General features: G+C 67.0%; 20 protein-coding genes. 14 read left to right on the top strand and 6 right to left on the bottom strand.

All coding sequences use genetic code 11. The annotated features are described in order from the left end of the window. Positions 1-211: 211 nt before the first annotated feature. Together OU994_RS28210 and OU994_RS28205 are read left to right on the top strand one after the other, a co-directional pair. Complete coding sequence (locus tag OU994_RS28210) at positions 212-1,564, top strand: uracil-xanthine permease family protein (RefSeq protein WP_281608605.1); 1,353 nt, start codon at positions 212-214, stop codon at positions 1,562-1,564. Positions 1,565-1,694: 130 nt separating this feature from the next. Further along, the gene (locus OU994_RS28205) at positions 1,695-3,071 is read left to right on the top strand and encodes an 8-oxoguanine deaminase (RefSeq protein WP_281608604.1); all 1,377 of its coding nucleotides are present in this window, start codon (positions 1,695-1,697) and stop codon (positions 3,069-3,071) included. Positions 3,072-3,165: 94 nt separating this feature from the next. Here OU994_RS28205 and OU994_RS28200 read toward each other — a convergent pair whose 3' ends face one another. Next, entirely contained in the window at positions 3,166-3,870 is a 705-nt protein-coding gene (locus tag OU994_RS28200) for a GntR family transcriptional regulator (protein ID WP_281608603.1), read from the bottom strand. Between the two features lie 147 nt (positions 3,871-4,017). Then, entirely contained in the window at positions 4,018-4,497 is a 480-nt protein-coding gene (locus tag OU994_RS28195) for a DUF3016 domain-containing protein (RefSeq protein ID WP_281608602.1), read from the bottom strand. Between the two features lie 450 nt (positions 4,498-4,947). On the opposite strand from OU994_RS28195, the gene OU994_RS28190 reads away from it, so the two are divergent. Further along, positions 4,948-5,862 (top strand): LysR family transcriptional regulator, encoded by a 915-nt coding sequence (locus OU994_RS28190; protein WP_281608601.1) that lies wholly within the window; start codon positions 4,948-4,950, stop codon positions 5,860-5,862. 13 nt (positions 5,863-5,875) lie between these two features. On the opposite strand, the gene OU994_RS28185 is transcribed toward OU994_RS28190, so the two are convergent. After that, a complete protein-coding gene (locus tag OU994_RS28185) occupies positions 5,876-6,259 on the bottom strand; it encodes a cytochrome c (RefSeq protein ID WP_131144053.1) in 384 nt (127 codons plus the stop codon). Then, positions 6,256-7,869 (bottom strand): NAD(P)/FAD-dependent oxidoreductase, encoded by a 1,614-nt coding sequence (locus OU994_RS28180; RefSeq protein WP_281608600.1) that lies wholly within the window; start codon positions 7,867-7,869, stop codon positions 6,256-6,258. The genes OU994_RS28185 and OU994_RS28180 overlap by 4 nt, the downstream gene beginning before the upstream one ends. Positions 7,870-8,103: 234 nt before the next feature. On the opposite strand from OU994_RS28180, the gene OU994_RS28175 reads away from it, so the two are divergent. Beyond that, positions 8,104-8,748: a PEP-CTERM sorting domain-containing protein gene (locus OU994_RS28175; protein WP_281611742.1), complete on the top strand. Its 645-nt coding sequence runs from the start codon at positions 8,104-8,106 to the stop codon at positions 8,746-8,748. Between the two features lie 13 nt (positions 8,749-8,761). Here OU994_RS28175 and OU994_RS28170 read toward each other — a convergent pair whose 3' ends face one another. Then, positions 8,762-9,124 carry a YbaN family protein gene (locus OU994_RS28170; RefSeq protein WP_281608599.1) on the bottom strand — a complete coding sequence of 121 codons (363 nt, stop codon included), beginning with the start codon at positions 9,122-9,124 and terminating at the stop codon, positions 8,762-8,764. 125 nt (positions 9,125-9,249) lie between these two features. Here OU994_RS28170 and OU994_RS28165 point away from each other — a divergent pair, with 125 nt between their 5' ends. From OU994_RS28165 to OU994_RS28125, 9 genes are all read left to right on the top strand, one after another. Continuing rightward, positions 9,250-9,741 (top strand): outer membrane beta-barrel protein, encoded by a 492-nt coding sequence (locus OU994_RS28165; RefSeq protein WP_281608598.1) that lies wholly within the window; start codon positions 9,250-9,252, stop codon positions 9,739-9,741. A gap of 257 nt (positions 9,742-9,998) precedes the next feature. Next, the gene (paoA, locus tag OU994_RS28160; protein ID WP_281608597.1) at positions 9,999-10,649 is read left to right on the top strand and encodes an aldehyde dehydrogenase iron-sulfur subunit PaoA; all 651 of its coding nucleotides are present in this window, start codon (positions 9,999-10,001) and stop codon (positions 10,647-10,649) included. Continuing rightward, on the top strand, positions 10,646-11,599 hold the full coding sequence (locus OU994_RS28155) for a xanthine dehydrogenase family protein subunit M (RefSeq protein WP_131144057.1): 954 nt from the start codon (positions 10,646-10,648) through the stop codon (positions 11,597-11,599). The genes paoA and OU994_RS28155 overlap by 4 nt, the downstream gene beginning before the upstream one ends. Positions 11,600-11,603: 4 nt before the next feature. Then, the gene (gene paoC / locus OU994_RS28150) at positions 11,604-13,802 is read left to right on the top strand and encodes an aldehyde oxidoreductase molybdenum-binding subunit PaoC (RefSeq protein ID WP_281608596.1); all 2,199 of its coding nucleotides are present in this window, start codon (positions 11,604-11,606) and stop codon (positions 13,800-13,802) included. A 105-nt stretch (positions 13,803-13,907) separates the two neighbouring features. After that, positions 13,908-14,327: a DUF4019 domain-containing protein gene (locus OU994_RS28145; RefSeq protein ID WP_281608595.1), complete on the top strand. Its 420-nt coding sequence runs from the start codon at positions 13,908-13,910 to the stop codon at positions 14,325-14,327. A 258-nt stretch (positions 14,328-14,585) separates the two neighbouring features. Next, positions 14,586-15,635: a cytochrome c oxidase subunit II gene (gene coxB / locus OU994_RS28140; RefSeq protein ID WP_281608594.1), complete on the top strand. Its 1,050-nt coding sequence runs from the start codon at positions 14,586-14,588 to the stop codon at positions 15,633-15,635. Further along, positions 15,632-17,551 (top strand): cytochrome c oxidase subunit I, encoded by a 1,920-nt coding sequence (gene ctaD, locus OU994_RS28135; protein WP_281608593.1) that lies wholly within the window; start codon positions 15,632-15,634, stop codon positions 17,549-17,551. The genes coxB and ctaD overlap by 4 nt, the downstream gene beginning before the upstream one ends. Beyond that, positions 17,548-18,174, top strand: coding sequence for a cytochrome c oxidase subunit 3 (locus OU994_RS28130; RefSeq protein WP_281608592.1), 627 nt, complete (start codon positions 17,548-17,550; stop codon positions 18,172-18,174). Before ctaD ends, OU994_RS28130 begins: the two co-directional genes overlap by 4 nt. Positions 18,175-18,305: 131 nt before the next feature. Further along, on the top strand, positions 18,306-19,154 hold the full coding sequence (locus OU994_RS28125) for a cytochrome c oxidase assembly protein (protein ID WP_281608591.1): 849 nt from the start codon (positions 18,306-18,308) through the stop codon (positions 19,152-19,154). On the opposite strand, the gene OU994_RS28120 is transcribed toward OU994_RS28125, so the two are convergent. Then, positions 19,105-20,034, bottom strand: a complete 930-nt coding sequence (locus OU994_RS28120) for a PLP-dependent cysteine synthase family protein (RefSeq protein WP_281608590.1) — start codon at positions 20,032-20,034, stop codon at positions 19,105-19,107. The genes OU994_RS28125 and OU994_RS28120 overlap by 50 nt on opposite strands. Positions 20,035-20,270: 236 nt before the next feature. Here OU994_RS28120 and lpxO point away from each other — a divergent pair, with 236 nt between their 5' ends. Next, complete coding sequence (lpxO, locus tag OU994_RS28115) at positions 20,271-21,170, top strand: lipid A hydroxylase LpxO (RefSeq protein WP_131144063.1); 900 nt, start codon at positions 20,271-20,273, stop codon at positions 21,168-21,170. Positions 21,171-21,239 lie beyond the last annotated feature (69 nt).

The following is a 21,239-nucleotide window of genomic DNA, read 5'->3' as shown; positions in this document are numbered from 1 at the left end:
GGCACCGAGGCATCCTCGGAAAACCCGTCCAGGCAGTGCGACACCGGAAAGCCCGGATTGCCCTGCCCGCCAAAGCGGGCGCCCGACCCGGGTGCCGGCCGATGCAGACGCTGATCCTGATATGCCCACCCTCGATATTCCCAGCAGGCGCGACGATCTGCAGGCATGCCGAACAGAACGCAAGTTCAACCACAACATCTTGGAGACACAGATGAACAACCTGCTCTACCAGGTGGACGACCGTCCGCCGATGCTCACGACTGTCTTGCTGGCCGCCCAGCACATGCTTGCCGCGCTGGGCGGGATCATCGCCGTGCCCCTGGTGATCGGCGCCGTGCTGAAACTGCCGGCCGACCAGATCGTCGCACTCGTCAACGCGGCGCTGCTCGGTTCCGGCATCGTCACCATCATCCAGTGCAAGGGCGTGGGGCCGGTCGGCATCCGCCTGCCCTGCGTGATGGGTACCAGCTTCGCCTTCGTCGGCGCCGCCATCAGCATCGGCTTCGAGCACGGCGTGCCCGGCATCCTCGGTTCGTCGCTGGCCGGTTCGGCGATCATGATCGTCGGCAGCTTCTTCATGCCGCAGATCCGCAAGCTGTTCCCGCACACCGTCACGGCCGTCGTCGTCACGATGATCGGCCTGTCGCTGGTGCCGGTCGCGATCGACTGGGCCGCCGGCGGCAAGGGCGCCGCCAACTACGCCGCGCCGATCAACCTGGGTATCGCGCTGTTCGTGCTGGTGACCGTGATCGGCCTGGTGCAGTTCGGCAAAGGCATCATCTCCGCCGCCGCCGTCGTGATCGGCATGGCCATCGGCTATGTCGTCTGCCTGGCGCTGGGCCTGGTCGATTTCAGCTCGGTTGCCAAGGCCACCACCTTCGCGCTGCCGCAACCGCTGCAATACGGCATGACCTTCCCGCTCAGCGGCATCCTCGCCATGGGCCTGGCCTACGTGGTCACCATCGTGGAAACCACCGGCACCTTCATGGCGCTGGGCACGGCCACCAACACGAAAGTGCGCGGCAAGCACCTGTGCCGCGGCGTGCTGTGCGATGGCCTGGGTTCCGCCTTCGTGTCCGTGCTGGGCAGCCCGGCCGTGTCGACCTTCGCGCAGAACGTCGGCGTGATCTCGCTGACCGGCGTGGCCAGCCGCCACGTGGTGGCGCTGACCGGCGCGTTCCTGCTGCTGGCCGGCCTGTTCCCGGTACTGGGCGCCGTCGTGGTCACGATTCCCCAGCCGGTGCTGGGCGGTGCGGGCCTGATGATGTTCGCCATGATCCTGGCCGCCGGCGTGCAGATGCTGGCCAGCATGGAGCACAACAAGCGCAACGGCCTGATCATCGCCGTGTCGCTGGGTTGCGGCCTGGCCGTCAGCGCCCGTCCGGAACTGCTGGCGAAGATGCCGGCCATCGTCAGCGAGATCTTCGGTTCGGGCATCAGCACCGGCGCCATCGTCGCCGTGCTGCTGAACCTGGTGCTGCCGGGCCGCGAAGCGGAAGCGCACGACGAGGAGTCCGAAGAACCGCCTCAACCGCTGCTGGTCAAAAACATCGAGGCGGCGTAAGCTTCCTCTCCTGACGCCGCGCGGCCAACGAAAGGCCGCGCGGCATTTTTCGACATTGTTTCCGCGGTGCCGTAGTGCGAACCACTAGCATTGTTTCCGCAGTGTCATACTCCTTGATGGAATCAATGACATGACCAAAACACTGCTGATCAAGAATGCCCGCGTCGTCGTGACGATGGACGACGACCGCCGCGAGATCGACCATGGCGCCATCTTCGTGCGCGGCAACGTCATCGAAGCGGTCGGCGCCACTGCCGACCTGCCGCAAACGGCGGACGAGGTGATCGACGCCACCGGCCATGTCGTCATGCCCGGCCTCGTCAATACCCACCACCACATGTACCAGAGCCTGACGCGCGTGATCCCCGCCGCGCAGAACGGCGAGCTGTTCAACTGGCTGACCAACCTGTACCCGATCTGGGCCAACCTCACCGGCGAGATGGTGCATGTCTCCACGCTCACGGCGATGTCGGAACTGATCCTGTCCGGCTGTACCACCAGCAGCGACCACCTGTACATCTACCCGAACGATTGCCGGCTGGAAGACAGCATCGAGGCCGCGCAGAAGATCGGCATGCGCTTCCATGCCGCGCGCGGCGCGATGAGCGTGGGCCAGTCGAAGGGCGGCCTGCCGCCGGACGCCGTGGTGGAGGAGGAAGCGGCGATCCTGAAGGATACCCAGCGCCTGATCGAAACCTTCCACGATGCCGGCCGCCATGCCATGCAGCGCATCGTGGTGGCGCCGTGCTCGCCGTTTTCCGTATCGCGCGAGCTGATGAAGGAAGCGGCCAGCCTGGCGCGCAGCTACGGCGTGTCGCTGCACACGCACCTGGCGGAAAACGTCAACGACATCGCCTACAGCCGCGAGAAATTCAACATGACGCCGGCCCAGTACGCGGAGGATTGCGGCTGGGTCGGCCACGACGTGTGGCATGCCCACTGCGTGCAGCTGGACGACGACGGCGTGTACATGTTCGGCCGCACCGGCACGGGGATCGCGCACTGCCCGTGCTCGAACATGCGCCTGGCTTCCGGCATCGCGCCGATCCGCAAGATGATCGATGCCGGCGTGCCGGTCGGGCTGGGCGTGGATGGCTGCGCGTCGAACGACGCCGGCCACATGCTGGGCGAGGCGCGCCAGGCGATGCTGCTGCAGCGCGTCGGTTTCGGTCCGGATGCGATGACGGCGCGCCAGGCGCTGGAAATCGCCACGCTGGGCGGCGCGAAGGTGCTGAACCGGGATGACATCGGCGCATTGAAGCCGGGCATGTCGGCCGACATCGTCACCTTCCGGCTCGACCAGATCGGCTTCGCCGGCGCGCTGCACGATCCGGTCGCGGCGCTGGTGTTCTGCACGCCGTCGAACGTCACGCACAGCGTCATCAACGGCAAGGTGGTGGTGCGCGACGGCCAGCTGCAAACGGTCGACCTGCCGGTGGTGATCGAGCGGCACAATGCGCTGGCCAGCGAGCTGGCGCTGAAGACGGGTACGCGCAAAGCCGCCTGAGTCGGGGAGCCGCGAGGGTGAGCACTGGCTCGTGATGCGAAAAGCGGCGCCCGGGGCGCCGCTCGGCTCGTCCAGAAGGTGCTTCCCGGCCGGATTACTTCAGCAACGCCGACACCAGGTCCTTCTCGACCTGGGTACCGCTATCGAAGCGCAGCGCCGCTTCCACGTGGGTGAGGTGATCGAGCATCACCCGCGCCGCCAGGTCGGCGTCGCCGGAGCGCGCGGCGGCGATGAAGTCGGCGTGTTCGTCGGCCGAGCAGGCGGCGTCCCGGTCGGACTGGTACAGCATCGTGATGAGCGAGCTGCGCGCCACCAGTTCATGCAGCATCTCGCGCACCACGTCGTTGCCCACCACTTCGGCCAGCACCACGTGGAAATCGCCCAGCAGGCGCGAGCGCACCTTGTGGTCGCCTTCCAGCGAGCGGCGCTCCGCTTCCAGGTGCTTTTCCAGCTTGCGATAGTCGGCCGCGGTGGCCTTGGCCACGAATTCGCGGGCCAGCGCGCCCTCGATGATGCGCCGCGCGGCAAAGATGTCGCGCGATTCCTTTTCGCTGGGCTGGCTGACGAAGGCGCCCTTGTCCGGCACGATGCGGATCAGCTTGTCCTTGGACAGGATCAGCAGCGCGGCACGGATCTTGGTGCGGCTGACATGGTAGAGGCGTGACAGTGCTTCCTCGCGCAGCTTGGTGCCTGGGGGGAGCTTGCGCGCCGCGATGGCTGAAGCGATATCGTCGGCAATGTCGTTCGAGCTCGCACCGCTGCTCTGCTTTTCTTCTGTGGCTGCGATGGTCGCTGGCATGGAAATCGGACAGTGGATGATCCGCAATCATACATGCGCGCGCATATATTGGCTATCTCGCAAGGTATCTGTTCAGGCGGCTACCGTCATGCTTGCCGCTGCCCGGGCATTCCGCCACTGGCCACTGCCCGGCGCACCCCCCTCCGGCTACCGCGACTTGCCCAGCACATCCTTCCGGAACCAGTCTTCCAGCATCTGTTTCTCGTGGCTGTACTGCTCGTTGTTCCACCGGTTCGAGCCCATCAGGTAATTCGGGTCGGCCAGCTTCGGCTCGCCACTCTTGACCACCTTGCCATCCTGCTCGATGGTGTAGCGGAAATGCATGCGCGGCCAGTCCGCACGGCCCTTCAGCACGCGCACGTCCTGGATCGCCACGCGCGGGAACTGGTCGCCGGCCAGGTCGATGTCGAGGAATTCCACGTTCAGCTGCTGGCCCGCCGGTAATTGCTTCGACAGCAGCTCCAAGTGTTCGCGGAAGTGGATTTCCATCGATTCCCGGTCGGTTGCGAAACGCGGCACATCCGTCATCTTCGCGGTTTCCACATACGTCACCTTGGCACCGGCACTGGCCACGCTGGACGCCGCCAGCAGCACGGCAACGCCTGCCATGCGTATGAATTTCTTCATGATAAAAGTCCTTTTCGATTCGTGTACCGAATATACGCCCATTCCGCCGCGCTTCAATCGCGGCAAAGTACGCGATGTAACACGATGTGACAGCCGCCCGGTACGTTGCTCCCCAGCACACAAAAAACGGTGACAGTCACCATTTTCAGGAAATGTTTCTCGGAAAATGGTGACAGGCTCCAGTCCACCCAAGGGCAAATTCCGGGGTCAGACCCGGCGGGTCTGACCCCAGCCCTTCGCTGTTGGGGTGAATGCATGCGCTTTCAATATGCAGCCTGTCACCGTTTTTCGCGCAACATTTCGGTACGGTGGCGGTGCTGGTGCACCAGCCGGAGAAGCCGGCCGCACCGCTTTGACGCGGCAAGGGCCCTGGGCATGGCGAAACGCTGGAAAAGTTGTTGGCACGAAAATCGCATAACGATCGATGGATAACAACGTCCGGGGAGGAGCATGACACTGCAGCAATTGCGCGACTTCGTGGCCGTCATCGAGCACGGCGGCTATCGGGCGGCGTCGCGGGCGCTGCGCGTATCCCAGGCCGCGCTGACGAAAAGCGTGCTCAAGCTCGAGGCCGCGCACGGCGTGGAGCTGGTGCTGCGCCTGCAATCGGGCGTCCTGCTAACGGAGCCGGGGCGGCAACTGCTCAGCTACGCGCGGGCCATCCTGCGCGACGTCGACGATGCGATGGCCATGCTCGATGCGAAACGGCTGGCCGAGCGCATCACGGTCGTGGTCGGCGCCAGCCTCGATCCGGCGCTCACCCTGGTGCCCCGTGTTGCCGAGGATTTCAAGCGCCGCAACCAGCACGCCAACGTGCATATCCAGCAGGGCGCGCCGGGCGACCTGGTGGACATGCTGCGCGAAGGGCGCCTGGACCTTGTCGTGTCCGAGCTGCCCGGCGGGCTGAACACCGGTAACCTGTGCGTCGAACCGATCTACCGCGAAGCGCTGTTCATCGCCTGCCGCGGCGGCCCGGCGGATGCGGCCGATGGCGCCGCGCTGGCCGAGCGGCCCTGGCTGGTGCTCGGCGAGACCAACAGTGCCAGGCACCCGCAGGATGCGCTGCGCGAGGTGTTCGCGCGCTGGGGCTGGCGCATGCCGGCCACGGTGTACTCGTCCAGTTCGCTGATCGCGGCGCTCGACCAGGTCGCCGGCACCGATACCTGCTGCCTGCTGCCCGAGCGCGTCTTCAGCCACCCGGTCGCGGCGCGGCGCATCCACAAGATGTCGGTGGCGGGCCAGCCGGTGGCCGAGCGCGAAGTGGCCATCATCACCAAGGGTTCGCGCCAGCCGCATGGCGGCGTGGCCGAATTCGTGTCGATGACGAAGTCGCTGGCGCGCATCCGCGATCTCGCCTTCGCCTGAACGCGCGCCGCCTTCAAGGCTGGCGCAGCTTGCGCACGTCGCCGGCGGTCACGGCCGGCGCGTCCGGCTTGTCGAACGACTGGCGCACATAGGTCGCCACGGCGGCGATCTGCTCGTCGTTCATCATGCCGGCGAACGCGGGCATGCCCCGGTAGCCGTTGGCCACGCGGTAAACGATGTATTCCGGGCTCTGCACCAGCGGGTTGCCGGCCAGCTTCGGATAGAAGCCGGCGCCGCGCGCGCCTTCGCCCTTGGCCATGTGGCAGCCCTGGCAGCTGGCCGCATACAGCGCCTTGCCATCCTTTTGCGCGAACACATAGCCGCTCGACATCTGCGGCACGTCGGCCGCGCCGGCGGCCGATGCGTACAGGGCAGCCGTCAGAATCAGTTTTTTCATGCCGCTTTCCCCGTGGTGGCCCTGGCTTTCGCGTGCAGCCGGGTGATCGCATCGTGCGCCGACAGCACGGCGCCTTCCTGCCAGCCGCCGATGAACGAGGCGTGCTCGCCCGCCAGCACGAGGCGGTTATCGATCGCGCACAGCTTGTCGTAGTGCTGCGCGCGCGCCTGCTCGGTCCACATGGCCAGGCAGCCGTTGATCCAAGGTACCCGGTGCCAGCCGACGGTGATGCCGTTGTCGAATTCCTTTTCATACTGGGCGTGGATCTGCCCGCCCTGGCGCACCACTTCGCGCAGCCGCTCTTCCGTGTCCATCGCGGAAAATTCAAAGGCGTTCGGGCCGAACATGTAGGCGCCCAGCAGCACGGCCGGCCCCCTGGCCTGGAAGTTCGACGGCGGGTAGCAGATCCGGCCGATCGGCTGGTCGGTATACGAAATGCCGCCATAGATGCCTTCGTCCTGCTCCCAGAAGCGGCGCCTGAACTGCAGGCCCGCCTTGAACGCCGCCGCGTAGGGCACGGCGCCGATCGCGGCCAGCAGGTCCGGCCCGGCCGTGACGTCCACCTGGCTCAGGATCGACAGCGGAATCGTGCACACGCACCAGTCGCCCTTCACCTGGCGGATGCCCTGGCCCGGATGGCGCGCATCTTCCACCGTCACGGTCACGCCGCGCGCATCCTGGTCGATTTTCGTGACCTTCGCGTGGAACTGCACGTGCTGCCTGACCTGGCGGTACAGCGCCAGCGCGATCTGGTCCATGCCGTGTTTCGGCTGGAAAATGCTGCTCTGGAATTCATACTGGTGTGCGACGGCCAGGTGTTCCCACAGGCCGGAGTGGATCAGCGTGGCGCGGTCGCCAGGTGCCGAATACTGCGCGCGGGGCATCAGGCCGCCGCCCGGCGCCACGTCGAAGCCGCGCCGGTCACTGGAGGGAAAGCCTTTCGCATACAGCTTGTCCTTGTTCAGGCCGCCGAACGACGCCAGCGATTCGAGCAGCTTGTCTTTCTCCTCGGCGGTGATGTCGCCATCGAGCCGCCCCGCATTGGCGGCCTTGGCCAGCAGTTCGGCCACGTGGCCGTGGTAGTCGGCCTGCACGGTGCGGTAGCGTTGCGGCTGGCCGCCGAACGCGGCCGTGCTGTGCAGGTAGGCGTTGTAGTTCACCTGGATGAACGGTTCGAGCGGCACGTTCAGGCGCCGGGCGTAGTCGAGCATGGCGTGGTGGTGGTAGGGAATCCGCCACGGGCCGGGATTCACGTATTCCCCCTTGGCGAAGTGGCACACCTGCTCGGCACCGCCCAGTTCGGTATACCGGTCGCCGCCGCGGATCGACCAGCTGCGCCCGCCGGCACGCCCGTTGTATTCGAGAACCGTGACCTGGTAGCCGGCGTTGCGCAATTCGTAGGCGGCCGACAGGCCCGCCATGCCGGCGCCCAGCACCAGCACATGGCTGCCCTTCGGCGCCCCATCCAGGCGCAACGGCCCGGAAAACGTCGACGGCTGCGCAAAGCCCAGCGAGGCCATGCCGTGGTACATCGCCGCGCCGCCCAGCGTCTTGCCCAGCATCGCCAGCACCTGCCGCCGGCTGGCGCCCCGTCCTGAAGTGTCTTGCATCGTGCCCCTTCCATCGATGAATGCAACGGCTTCATCGTCGGGCACCGGCGCCGGCGCGTCGATCACGCGGCGGTGTTTGCGATTCCATTCCGGAATCACCCGCTCCCCCATCGGGGGAGTGCGGAACGGTCGTGGTAGCGCTACAGTGGGCGGGTTGGTTCACCCAATGCCGCAGCGCTGATGTTGCCATGCCATCGACACTTCCCAACCACCCCGAGGAGTCCCATCGTGCGTATGTCCCTCTCCCACAAGGCCGTTGCTGTCGCTTCACTGATCCTCGCCACGTCCGCCAACGCGGGCATTACCGCCTACACCACCCAGGCGGAGTACCTGGCCGCCACCGGCACGACCGGTGTCGACACGTTCAACGACCTGGCGCTGCTGAATTACCCGACTCCCGCGCCGCGCCAGGCGGGCGGGTTCGGCTACACGGTCACGGCCGGCGCCGCCGCCCCGGAATACTGGGGCGCCACCGATGACGGCGTGGACTGGTGGATGTCCACCGGCTACAGCCACAATCCGCTGACCTTCGATGGCTTCGGCCCGGACATCGCCGGCGCCGGCGGCTACTTCTTCGGCTCCTGGTACAACGGCACCTCGATGCCGATCGACGCGATCCAGCTGACCGCGACCGACAGCACCGGAGCCACGTTGACATGGACCATCGACGCGCCGGACGTGGACTCGTTCGTCGGTTTCGTATCGGACGGCCACCTGACCTCGCTGACGGTCTGGAAAGACAATATTCCGGACAGCTTCGTCACCGTCAACGACCTGCACCTGTCGGTGGCCGCCGTGCCTGAACCGGCCACTTACGGCATGCTGCTCGGCGGGCTTGGTTTGCTGGGCCTGGCGGCCCGGCGGCGCACCGGGCGGTAAGAAGCCCCGCGGCTCAGCGCTTGGTGGGCACGAAGCGCAGCAGGAACACGGTCACGCCCAGGCCGATCGCCGCCAGCAGCGCCACCAGCGCGGGGATGTGCGCCACGCGCGTGAACGAATAGCCCATCGACCCCCACATGAACAGCAGGATCACGACCTTGCCGCGCAGCGGCAGGCCGCGGCCGTCTTCCCAGTCGCGCAGGTATTTGCCGAACAGCGGGTTGGTGCGCAGCCAGTTGTGCGCCCGCACCGAGCTGCGCGCGAAGCAGGCCGAGGCCAGCAGCAGGAACGGCGTGGTCGGCAGCAGCGGCAGGAAGGCGCCGAGCACGGCGAGTATCACGGCCAGCGTGCCGATCACCTTCAGCAGGAATTTCATGGGTCGATTCATGGAGGCATCGTACCATTCGCATGCAACAGGCAAGCCAGCTTGTGCAACAGGCAATCCGGAACCATAATTCCTGCCCTCCGATCCGGCACGGATCGCAACCACGACAGGAAAACATGTTTCGCAACTCTCTCGCCGCCGCCGCGCTGGCGCTGGCCGCATCGTCCGCCTGCGCCGGCCCGGCCGGCCTGTATGCCGGCGTCAATGCCGGCGCCACCCATTTCAGCGACCTGGACGGCAACAAGTCCCACTTCGGCGCCTTCGCCGGCTACGGTTTCAACCAGGGTCTCGCGTTCGAAGCCGGTTACCGCCAGCATGGCGAATGGCATTACTACGGCACCGGCGTCAAACTGAAGGAGACCCAATTCTCCCTGGTCGGTTCGACGCCGCTGAGCCGCAACCTTGACCTGTTCGCCCGCGTGGGCTACGGCTACGGCCGGTTCGAGGCCGACCGCGCGGGCTACCCCGGCGAGGGCCATGTCGACACAGGCATCTTCGGCGTGGGCCTGGGCTACCACGTCACGGGCAACCTGTCCGCCCGCGTCGAACTGCAAAAGCCGGGAAGCGACATCGCCAGCGCCACCGCCAGCCTGCTCTGGAAGTTCTGATCCAGCCGGTGTGAGCCGTATCGAAGCAAGAGGGCGCTGTTTGCAACAGCGCCCTTTTTCCATCCCATGCCGCCGCGAACGGTCTTTATTCGCGCTTCATCTCGCGGTATCGGCGCGCTTCCCGGGGCATCCCAACCGTGTTGGGCCATTTCCCGTATTGCCATTACTATCATTGTCGGTTCGCGCCCCGGCCACGAGCCCGCCTGTGCGCAGCGAACCTTCCCCGGCCATACCCCACCGCCAAAGGATGCCAACACATGGATGATATCGACACGACCCGGCGCGACCTGCTCATCGCCGGCGCACTGACCGCCACGGCCGCCGCCGTGCCCACGGTAGCGGGCGCGCAGCCCGCTGCCGCCACAGCCACCGGATCGGCCCAGCCGCAAACCCCGGTTTCCTCGAAAGTCACGCTGAAGGTGAACGGCCAGCAGCACAGCGTGGCCGTCGATACCCGCACCACATTGCTCGACCTGCTGCGCGAACAGCTGCACCTGACCGGCACCAAGAAAGGCTGCGACCAGGGCCAGTGCGGCGCCTGCACGGTGATCGCCGACGGCCGCCGCATCAATTCCTGCCTGTCGCTGGCAGTGATGCATGAGAATGCCGAGATCACCACCATCGAGGGCCTCGGCACGCCCGAGAAGATGCACCCGATGCAGGCGGCGTTCGTCAAGCACGACGGCTACCAGTGCGGCTACTGTACCCCCGGCCAGATCTGTTCGGCCGTCTCGGTGCTCGATGAAATCAGGAAGGGCATCCCGAGCCACGTGACCGCCGACCTGACCAAACGCCCGCCGCTGACGGAACTGGAAATCCGCGAACGGATGAGTGGCAACATCTGTCGCTGCGGCGCCTATTCGAACATCGTCGACGCGATCGTCGAAGTGTCCGGGAGGCCCGCATGAAAGTCTTCACCTATGAAAAGGCGCGCACCCCCGCAGAGGCGGCGGCCGCCGCCGCGCGCGTACCCGGCGCCCGCTTCATCGCCGGCGGCACCAACCTGCTGGACCTGATGAAGCTGGAAATCGAGACGCCGCCGCACCTGGTGGATGTCAATGGCCTGGACCTCGACAAGATCGAGCCGACCCGCGACGGCGGCCTGCGCGTCGGCGCGCTGGTGCGCAATACCGACCTGGCCGCGGATGAACGGGTGCGCCGCGATTACGGCGTGCTGTCGCGCGCGCTGCTGGCCGGCGCCTCGGCCCAGCTGCGTAACAAAGCTACTACCGCAGGCAACCTGCTGCAGCGCACGCGCTGCCCGTACTTCTACGATACGGCGCAGGCGTGCAACAAGCGCGATCCGGGCAGCGGCTGTTCCGCGATCGGCGGTTTCACGCGGCACCACGCGATCGTCGGCACGAGCGACGCCTGCATCGCCACGCACCCGAGCGACATGGCGGTGGCGATGGCGGCGCTGGAAGCCAGCGTAGAAACCGTGCAGCCGAACGGCGCTACGCGCACCATCCCGATCGCCGATTTCCACAAGCTGCCGGGCAACACGCCGCACATCGAACATGTGCTGCAGCCCGGCGAGCTGATTACCGCGGTAACGCTACCTAAGCCGGTCGGCGGGCGGCAGCTGTACCACAAGGTGCGCGACCGCGCGTCGTATGCGTTCGCGCTGGTGTCGGTAGCCGCCATCGTGCAGCCGGATGGTACCGGCCGCGTGGCCGTGGGCGGCGTGGCCCACAAGCCGTGGCGCGTGCCGGCGGCGGACCAGAGCCTGCCGCGCGGCGGCCGCGCAGTGGCCGAGCAATTGCTGGCCGGCGCCAAGCCGATGCACGACAACGCCTTCAAGGTGCCCCTCGTCCAGCGCACGATCGACGCCGTGCTGGCGGAAGCAAAGAAAGGATGATGCGATGAAGTTCACCACTCCCGCCACCACCAACCCGATCGACCAGCTGAAGGTGGTCGGCAAGCCCGTCGACCGTATCGACGGGCCGTACAAGACCACCGGCACTGCGCGCTATGCCTACGAGCGGCACGACGTGGCGCCGAATGCCGCCTACGGCTACGTGGTCGGCGCCACGGTCGCCAAGGGCATCATCACGGCGATCGACAGCGCCGCCGCGCGGCGCGCGCCCGGCGTGATCGCCATCGTCACCCACGAAAACGCCGGCAAGCTGGAAAAGGGCGACTACAACACCGCCAAGCTGCTGGCCGGACCGCAGGTCGAGCATTACCACCAGGCCGTCGCGCTGGTGGTGGCCGAAACGTTCGAACAGGCGCGCGCCGCCGCTTCCCTCGTCAAGGTCGAGTATTCGCCGATCAAGGGCGAGTACGACCTGGCCAAGGCGAAGGACTCGGCCAAGGTGCCGAAGAAGGAAGAAGACCCGGAAAGCAGTGCCGGCAATTTCCAGGGCGCCTTCGACAGCGCGCCGGTGAAACTGGACGCCACCTACACCACGCCGGACCAGACGCACGCGATGATGGAGCCGCATGCCTCCGTGGCGGCGTGGCAGGGCGACAAGCTCACCGTGTGGACCTCGAACCAGATGATCGACTGGGGCAAGGGCGACATGGCGAAGACCCTCGGCATCGCCAAGGACAAGGTGCGGCTGGTATCGCCTTATATCGGCGGCGGTTTCGGCGGCAAGCTGTTCCTGCGCGCCGAGGCGCTGCTGGCCGCGCTGGGCGCGAAGCAGGCGGGCCGCCCCGTGAAGGTGGCGCTGCAGCGGGCGCTGATGATCAACAACACCACGCACCGCCCGGCCACCATCCAGCGCATCCGCATCGGCGCCACGCGCGAGGGGCGCATCACGGCGATCGCCCATGAAAGCTGGTCCGGCGACCTGCCGGGCGGCAAACCGGAAACGGCCGTCAACCAGACCCGCCTGCTGTACGCTGGGCCGCACCGGATGACGCGGATGAAGCTCGCCGTGCTCGACCTGCCGGAAGGGAACGCGATGCGCGCGCCCGGCGAGGCGCCGGGCATGATGGCGCTGGAAATCGCCGTCGACGAACTGGCCGAGAAGCTCAAGATGGACCCGGTCACGCTGCGCATCGTCAACGACACCACGGTCGATCCGGAAAAGCGCACCCGCAAGTTTTCCCAGCGGCGCTATGTGGAATGCCTGCGCACCGGCGCCGAGCGGTTCGGCTGGAACAAGCGCAATCCGCAACCGGCCCAGGTGCGCGAAGGGCGCTGGCTGATCGGCCAGGGCGTGGCGTCGGCCTTCCGCAACAACCTGGTGCAGAAGTCCGCGGCGCGCGTGCGGCTCGATGGCAAGGGCATCGTCACCGTGGAAACCGACATGACCGATATCGGCACCGGCAGCTATACGATCATCGCGCAGACCGCGGCCGAGATGATGGGCGTGGGGCTCGACCAGGTGGTGGTGAAGCTGGGCGATTCCGATTTCCCCGTGTCGGCCGGCTCGGGCGGGCAGTGGGGCGGCAACAGTTCCACGGCGGGCGTGTACGCGGCCTGCGTGAAACTGCGCGAAGCGGTGGCGAAGAAGCTGGGCCTGGCCGTGGACGCCGAATTCGCCGACGGCACCGTGCGCGCCGGCGGCAAGTCCGTGCCGTTGCGCGAGGCGGCGGCCGGTGGCGAGCTGGTGGCCGAGGACAAGATGGAGTACGGCGACCTGGACAAGAAATTCCAGCAATCCACGTTCGGCGCCCACTTCGTCGAAGTCGCGGTCGATGCCTACACCGGCGAGGTGCGCATCCGGCGCATGCTGGCCGTGTGCGCGGCCGGCCGCATCCTGAACCCCAAATCGGCACGCAGCCAGGTGATCGGCGCCATGACGATGGGGGCCGGCGCCGCGCTGATGGAGGAGCTGGCGGTGGACAAGCGCATCGGCTTCTTCGTCAACCACGACCTGGCCACCTACGAGGTGCCGGTGCATGCCGACATCCCGCACCAGGAAGTGATCTTCCTCGACGAGACCGACCCCATGTCGTCGCCGATGAAGGCCAAGGGCGTGGGCGAGCTGGGCATCTGCGGCGTGGCGGCGGCGATCGCGAATGCCGTCTACAACGCCACCGGGGTGCGTATCCGGGAGTATCCGGTCACGCTGGACAAGCTGATCGACAAGCTGCCGCAGGTGGCATAGCACGCGGCCCAACCGTCGCGGGGGCGCAGCTGATTTCATGGCAACATCGTGGGTCGCGCGGGCGGGTTTACCGCGCTTCCCCACTATCGCCATGAAAGGATCTTCATGAAGCTGTTCGCCACCTTGCTGCTGCTGTCCGCCACCACCTTCGCCCATGCGCAGGACGCGCAGAACCAGCAAGCCATCGATGAAGCGAAACAGGCCGCCACCGAGTGGCTGGCCCTGGTGGACGCCGGCCAGTACAAGGCTTCCTGGGAACAGGCCGGCGAGCCGCTGCGCAAGTCGGTCGCGGTCGCGCAGTGGGAGCAGGCCGGCCGCGCCGTGCGCATGCCGGTCGGCGCCTTCCAGGAGCGCACGCTGGCATCGTCCACCTACACCACCACGCTGCCGGGCGCACCGCAGGGCCAGTACGTGGTACTGCAATACACCACGCGTTTCGCCGATCGCGCCAACGCCGTGGAAACGGTGATCCCGTCGCGGGAAGCCGACGGCAAGTGGCGCGTGTCGGGGTATTTCCTCAAGTAACCCGCCCGGCCGGCCCGCAAAAACGGGGGCTCAAAAAACGGTGGCAGGCTCCATTTTCAAAAAACGGTGACAGGCTCCATTTTTGCGGAAATGTTTCGAAAATAATCGGACCCTGTCACCGGTTTTCTTTTGTCGTCGTTCTGGCGGTCGTTCGCGGCGCTGCATCGCCTTCGAAGGTGTGGTTGAGCAGCCACAGGCGTGCGTCGCATGGCCGGGATTTTTGGCACAGTCGGAACACTGCATTGTAAAAATGAAAACATGTTCCGCCTGGCCCTTCCCACGGTTGTCCTGCCGCTAGCCTGCCTGCCGTCCAGCGCCGCCGCGCAGGTGGTGCAGCAGAGCGCATTGCGGCCGGCCGGGGTGCAGGCCGCGACGATCTTCAGCCTGTGGAATTTCACGCTGGCGCTGTGCACCGTGGTGTTCGCGGCGATCGTGCTGGCGCTGTGCGTGGCGCTGTGGCGGGCACACAACGCAGGGCGGGCGGCGGGCGCCTCGCCGGGCCTGGCACCGGACCTGGCGCCCGACCTCGCACCCTTGCAGCAGCCCGAGCACCGCGTGCACCGCGCGGTGCTGTGGGGCACGGCGATCGCCACCGTGGGCCTCGTGATGCTGCTGGTGGCGGACGTGTGGACCGGCCGCATGCTGGCCCGCCTGCCGATGAACGAAGCCGTGAAGGTGGAACTGACCGGCCACCAGTTCTGGTGGGAAGTGCGCTATCCGGAAGAAGGCGTGACCACCGCCAACGAACTGCATGTGCCGGTCGGCCGGCCGGTCGTCGTCACGCTGAAAAGCCGCGACGTGATCCACACGCTGTGGGTGCCGAACCTGGCCGGCAAGCGCGACATGATCCCCGGCCGCACCACGACGATCGCCCTGCGCGCCGACCAGCCCGGCGTCTATCGCGCCCAATGCGCCGAATTCTGCGGCTTGCAGCACGCGCTGATGGCGTTGCCGGTGACGGCCGTGGCGCCCGCGCAGTTCGCCCAGTGGGCGCAGGCACGCGGCAGGGCCGCGCCGGAGCCGGCCACCGACAGCCGGCGCCTGGGCCGCGAGGTCTTCGTGCGCGCCGCCTGCGCCGCCTGCCACACGGTAGCGGGGACGATGGCCAACGGCACGCTGGGGCCGGACCTGACGCACCTGGCCAGCCGGCCCACGCTGGCCGCCGGCATGCTGCCCAACGACCGCGCCAACCTGCAGGCGTGGATCGTCGACCCGCACCGCTTCAAGCTGGGCGCGAACATGCCGCCCAGCCCGCTGCCGGCGCGCGACATGCATGCGCTGCTCGATTACCTGGAGAGCCTGGAATGAGCCGCCCCGAGGTTGCCGCCCCCGCCGAGCCTGCCGCCCCCGCCGTGGTGCTGGAACAGACGTGGCGCGACCCGCCCGGACTGTGGGGCTGGCTGAGCGCCGTCAACCACAAGACCATCGCCGCGCGCTTCCTCTACGCCGCGTTCGCGTTTTTCGTCCTCGGCGGCATACTCGCGCTGCTGATGCGGCTGCAGCTGGCGCGGCCCGACAGCCGGCTGATCGGCCCGGACCTGTACAACCAGCTGTTCACGATGCACGGCACCACGATGATGTTCCTGTTCGCCGTGCCGGTCATGCAGGCCATCGGCATCTGGCTGCTGCCGCTGATGCTGGGCACCCGCACCGTCGCCTTCCCGCGCATGAACGCGTTTGCATTCTGGATCTTCCTGTTCGGCGGCGTGATGCTGTTCGCGGCATTCCTGATCGGCATGGGGCCGGACGCCGGCTGGTTCGCCTACGTGCCGCTGGCGAACGCCGACTACTCGCCCGGCAAGCGGATCGACATCTGGGCGCAGATGATCACCTTCACCGAGACCGCGGCGCTGATGGAAGCCATCGTCATCATCGTCACGATCTTCAAGATGCGCGCACCGGGCATGACGCTGGACCGCATGCCGCTGTTCGCCTGGGCCATGCTGGTCACCTCGTTCATCGTGCTGTTCGCGATGCCGGCCGTGATGCTGGCCAGTACCGCGCTGATCACCGACCGGCTGGTCGACACCCATTTCTACGATCCGGAACTGGGCGGCGACGCGCTGCTGTGGCAGCACCTGTTCTGGTTCTTCGGCCACCCCGAGGTGTACCTGATCTTCATTCCGCCGCTGGGCGTGATCTCGGCCATCATCGCCACGTTCTCGCGGCGCCCGATGGTGGGCTACCGGGCCATGGTGCTGTCGCTGATCGCCACCGGCTTCCTGTCGTTCGGCCTGTGGGTGCACCACATGTTCGCCACCAGCCTGCCGGAACTGGGCAAGACATTCTTCACCGCCGCCAGCCTGATGATCGCGATCCCCACGGCGGTGCAGATCTTCTGCTGGCTCGCCACGCTGTGGACCGGGCGCCTGGTGCTGCGTACCCCGCTGCTGTTCGTGCTGGCATTCTTCGTGATCCTGCTGGCGGGCGGCCTCACCGGGCTGATGCTCGCCTCGGTGTCGCTCGATACGCAGCTGCACGACACGTACTTCGTCGTCGCCCACCTGCATTACGTGCTGATGGGCGGCGCCGTCTTCCCGCTGTTCGGCGCGTTCTACTACTGGTACCCGAAGTTCACCGGCCGCATGATGAGCGAGAAGCTGGGCAAGTGGCAGTTCTGGCTGTTCTTCACCGGCTTCAACGTGACCTTCTTCCCGATGCATATCGTGGGCCTGGAAGGCATGCCACGCCGGGTGTACACGTACCCGGACGGCATGGGCTGGAACACCATCAACCTGGGCGTCACCATTGGCGCGTTCATGATCGCCACCAGCGTGCTGCTGTTCATCGTCAACGCATGGCGCAGCCGGCAGCGGGGCGCGCTGGCCGGCGCCGATCCGTGGGGCGCGGGCACGCTGGAATGGCGCGCCGCGTCGCCGCCGCCGGCCGCCAATTTCGACGTGCTGCCGGTAGTGCACGGCCGCTATCCATTGTGGCAGCCGGCCGCGCTGCCGGACCGGGTGGCCGGCATCGATCCGGGCTTGCGCGAAGTGCTGCTGACGAGCGTGACCGCGGCCGAGCCGGACCACCGGATGCTGATGCCGTCGCCATCGCCCTGGCCCTTCGTCACGGCGCTGGCCACCACGGTGTTCTTCGTCGCCTCGATCTTCACGCCATGGGCCGTGGTGTGGGCCACGCTGCCGGTGGCGATCACCGCCACGTTGTGGTTCTGGCCGCGGCGCAGTGAAAGCGAGCAGCGCCATCAGCGCGAGGTGCGGCCATGACGGGGCCGGGGAAGAACGGCGAGGAAGAGGAGCGCTGCCTGCACGTCGGCCACCTGCCCACCTTCGCGTTCGGCCACCGCAGCCCCATGTGGTGGGGCACGCTGGGGCTGGTGGCGATCGAGTCGACCGTGTTCGCGCTGGTCATCGTCACCTACTTCTACCTGCGCGGCCTGGCCGATGCGTGGCCGCTGTCGGGCAGCCCGCCGCCGGACCTGCTGTGGGGCACGCTCAATACGGCCGTGCTGCTGCTCAGCATGATCCCCAACGAAATGGCCCGGCGCGCCGCGGAACGGCTGGACCTGCGGCGCGTGCGCACCAGCCTGATCTGGTGCATGGCGTTCTCCGTCGCCTTCCTTGCCGTGCGCGCGCTGGAGTTCACGGCGCTCAACTGCGCATGGGACGACGATGCCTACGGCTCCGTCGTGTGGATGATGATGGGCCTGCACACGCTGCACCTGGTCACGGACATGTGGGATTCCGGCGTGCTGGCGGTGCTGATGCACACCGGGCCGATCGACGGCAAGCGCTTCGTCGACGTCAGCGAAAATGCCGGCTACTGGTATTTCGTGGTGGGCAGCTGGCTGCCGATCTATGCCACTGTGTACTTCGGGGCGAGGATGTGATGGGTGTGGGCGGGAGATGCTGTTCAACCCCACATCAGAAACGGGGGTCAGACCCGCCGGGTCCGACCCCGGGGTTTGCCTTGGGGGTTGCAATCTTGCTGGTGGCTCCTTTGCCTGGTCATGCGCACATCGTGTCGAAAGCGCAGCCAGAAGCACTCCGCTGGGGCGCGGACTGGTGGGTGCTGGCCTGCCTGGCCCTGTCGCTGCTGCTGTACGCGGCCGGGCTGGCGAAACTGTGGCCGCGGCTGGGGCAGGGCAGGGGACCGGCGCTGGGCCGCGCCGCGTATTTCGGCACCGGCTGGCTGGCCATGGCGGCGGCGCTGGCCTCGCCGCTCGATCCGGCCGGTGCCATGCTGTTCGCGGCCCACATGGTGCAGCACGAGCTGCTGATGATCGTGGCCGCGCCGCTGCTGGTGCTGGGCCGGCCGTTCGGGCCGTGGCTGTGGGCGCTGCCGGCCGCCTGGCGCCGCGCCATCGGCCACGGCGTGCACTGGCGGCCTTGGGCGGTAACCTGGCAAGCCATCACGCGGCCGATGTCCGCCTGGCTGATCCACTTCGCCGCGCTGTGGGTATGGCATGCGCCGGCCCTGTTCCAGCTGGCGCTGCGCGACGACACCGTGCATGCGTGGCAGCACGCCAGCTTCCTGTTCCCGGCGCTGCTGTTCTGGTGGGCGGTACTGGGCGCGCGCGGCCCGGCGCCGGGCGCGGCGATGCTGTACCTGTTCACGACGATGATGCACACCGGTGCGCTCGGCGCGCTGTTCGCGCTGTCGGGCACTGTCTGGTATCCGGCCTATGGCGACGGGCCGCTGGCCTTCGGCCTGATGCCGCTGGAAGACCAGCAGCTGGGCGGCCTGGTGATGTGGATCCCGGGCGGGCTGGCCTACGTGATCGCGGGCCTGGCGCTGTGCCTGCGCTGGCTGGCGCCGGTCAAAAATACTTGGACAGGTAGTTCACCCCGGAGTCCGGGAAAACCGTGACCACGCGGCCGGACAGCTTCGGCAGCAGGCGCGCGATGCCGGCCGCCACGCAGCCGGACGAGCCGCCCGCCAGGATGCCTTCCTCGCGCGCCAGGCGGTGGCACCAGGCAACGGCGTCGTCGTCGGGTACCTGGATCACGTCGTCCACCACGTCCGCGTCGAACGTGCCGGATGGCGCGCGCTTGCCCACGCCCTCGATGACGGAGCCGAATTCGCCGTCGGCCACCGCGCCCGTCACCGCCGCCCGGTACGACGAGTGCAGCGGTTCGACGCCGATCACCGTGATGCGCCGGTCGCGTTCCTTCAGGAAGCGGCCGATGCCGGAAATGGTGCCGCCCGAGCCGATGCCGCACACGAAGCAGTCGATCCGCCCATCGAGCTGGAACCACAGTTCGGGCGCCGTGTCGGTGTAGTGGGCTTGCCGGTTCAGGGCCGAGCGGTACTGGTCGAGGTGGAAGGCGCCATGCTCGGCGGCGATGCGTTCGGCCATGCTGTGGTAGCTGGCTTCGTGCGCCTCGGGCACGTCCGACGCGCACATGTGCACCTCGGCGCCGTAGGCTTCGATGCGGCGCATCTTTTCCCTGCTGGTGCGGTCCGGCAGCGTGACATCGCAGCGCAGCCCGCGCACCGCGGCCGCCATCGCCAGCGCTGCGCCGGTATTGCCGGACGAGCTTTCCACCACGTGTTCCACGCCGGCCGGCAGGTAGCGCAGCATGTAGCGCACCATCCTGTCCTTGATGCTGCCGCCCGGGTTCATGAACTCGAGCTTGGCCACGATGTCATGGCCATGGAACAGCCGTTCCAGGCGCACCACCGGCGTGTTGCCGATGGCATCGAGGACGGAACCGTGGACCTGCGACGTACGTTCGGAAACCGACATGCTTGCACCCTGCAATTTTTTCCTATGAGAAATTTTAACATCGATGCCTTGCCGGCAGCGCGCGCCTGGGCGAAAAACAGATATGCAAGTACCCGCCACGCATAACGCCGCGATGGCGGGGGGCCGGGCGCAATCCGCCGCAATCCAGCCGCAATCCAGCCGCAAACCCGGTGGCGAACCCGGCCGGGAAAGCTGCGTTAAAATGGCCGGTTTCGGCAATACTCGAGGTAAGCGCAATGAAATGGGCCCTGGTTGGTTTCTACGTCCTGTCCGTGCTGCACATCCACTTCCGCGGCAAGGTGCGCCTGCCGATCGGCCGCCAGCTGTTCGACCACTCGTCGTTCATGGCACCCATCAACATCTTCATGCACTTCTTTTCGCGCGTTCCGTCCACGCCGTACCTGCCCGTGGCGGACTTCAAGGAACTGGCGCCGCTGCAGGAGAACTGGCAGGTGATCCGGGAAGAGGCGGAGAACCTGATCCGCCTGCAAAAGATCAAGGCGTCGGAAAAGAATGACGATGCCGGCTTCAACTCCTTCTTCAAGGCGGGCTGGAAGCGCTTCTACCTGAAGTGGTACAACGCCAGCCACCCGTCGGCGGCCGAGCTGTGCCCGAAGACGCATGCGCTGCTGCAGGGCATCCCGTCGGTGAAGGCGGCCATGTTCGCGGAACTGCCGCCGGGCGGCAAGCTCAACCCGCACCGCGACCCGTTCGCCGGTTCGCTGCGCTACCACCTGGGCCTGGCCACGCCGAACGACGACCGCTGCTTCATCGACGTCGACGGCGTGCGCCACAGCTGGCGCGACGGCCAGGGCGTGATGTTCGACGAAACCTACATCCACTGGGCCATCAACGGCAGCGAGAGCGACCGCATCATCCTGTTCTGCGACGTGGAACGCCCGATGCGCTTCCGCTGGGCACAGGCCGTCAACCGCTTCCTGGGCCGCACGATGATGACGGCCGCCGCGTCGCCGAACGAGACGGGCGACCAGGTGGGCATGGTGTCGAAGCTGTTCCGCGTTTCCCATTACGCCGGCATCTACCGCCGCCGCTACAAGGCGTGGAACAAGACGGCGTACAAGCTCACCAAGGTGGCGCTGATAGTCGGGCTGGGCGCGCTGATTTATTACATTTGAGGTTGGCGGGTTTGGGGCTCAAGCAGAACCCCAAATGCAGACCCCGGGGTCAGACCCGGCGGGTCTGAC

The sequence above is a fragment of the Pseudoduganella sp. SL102 genome (genome assembly GCF_027856995.1).
Lineage (GTDB): Bacteria > Pseudomonadota > Gammaproteobacteria > Burkholderiales > Burkholderiaceae_D > Rugamonas > Rugamonas albidiflava.
Note: the sequence above shows the minus strand (reverse complement) of the source record. Positions and strands in the feature narration are given on the sequence as shown.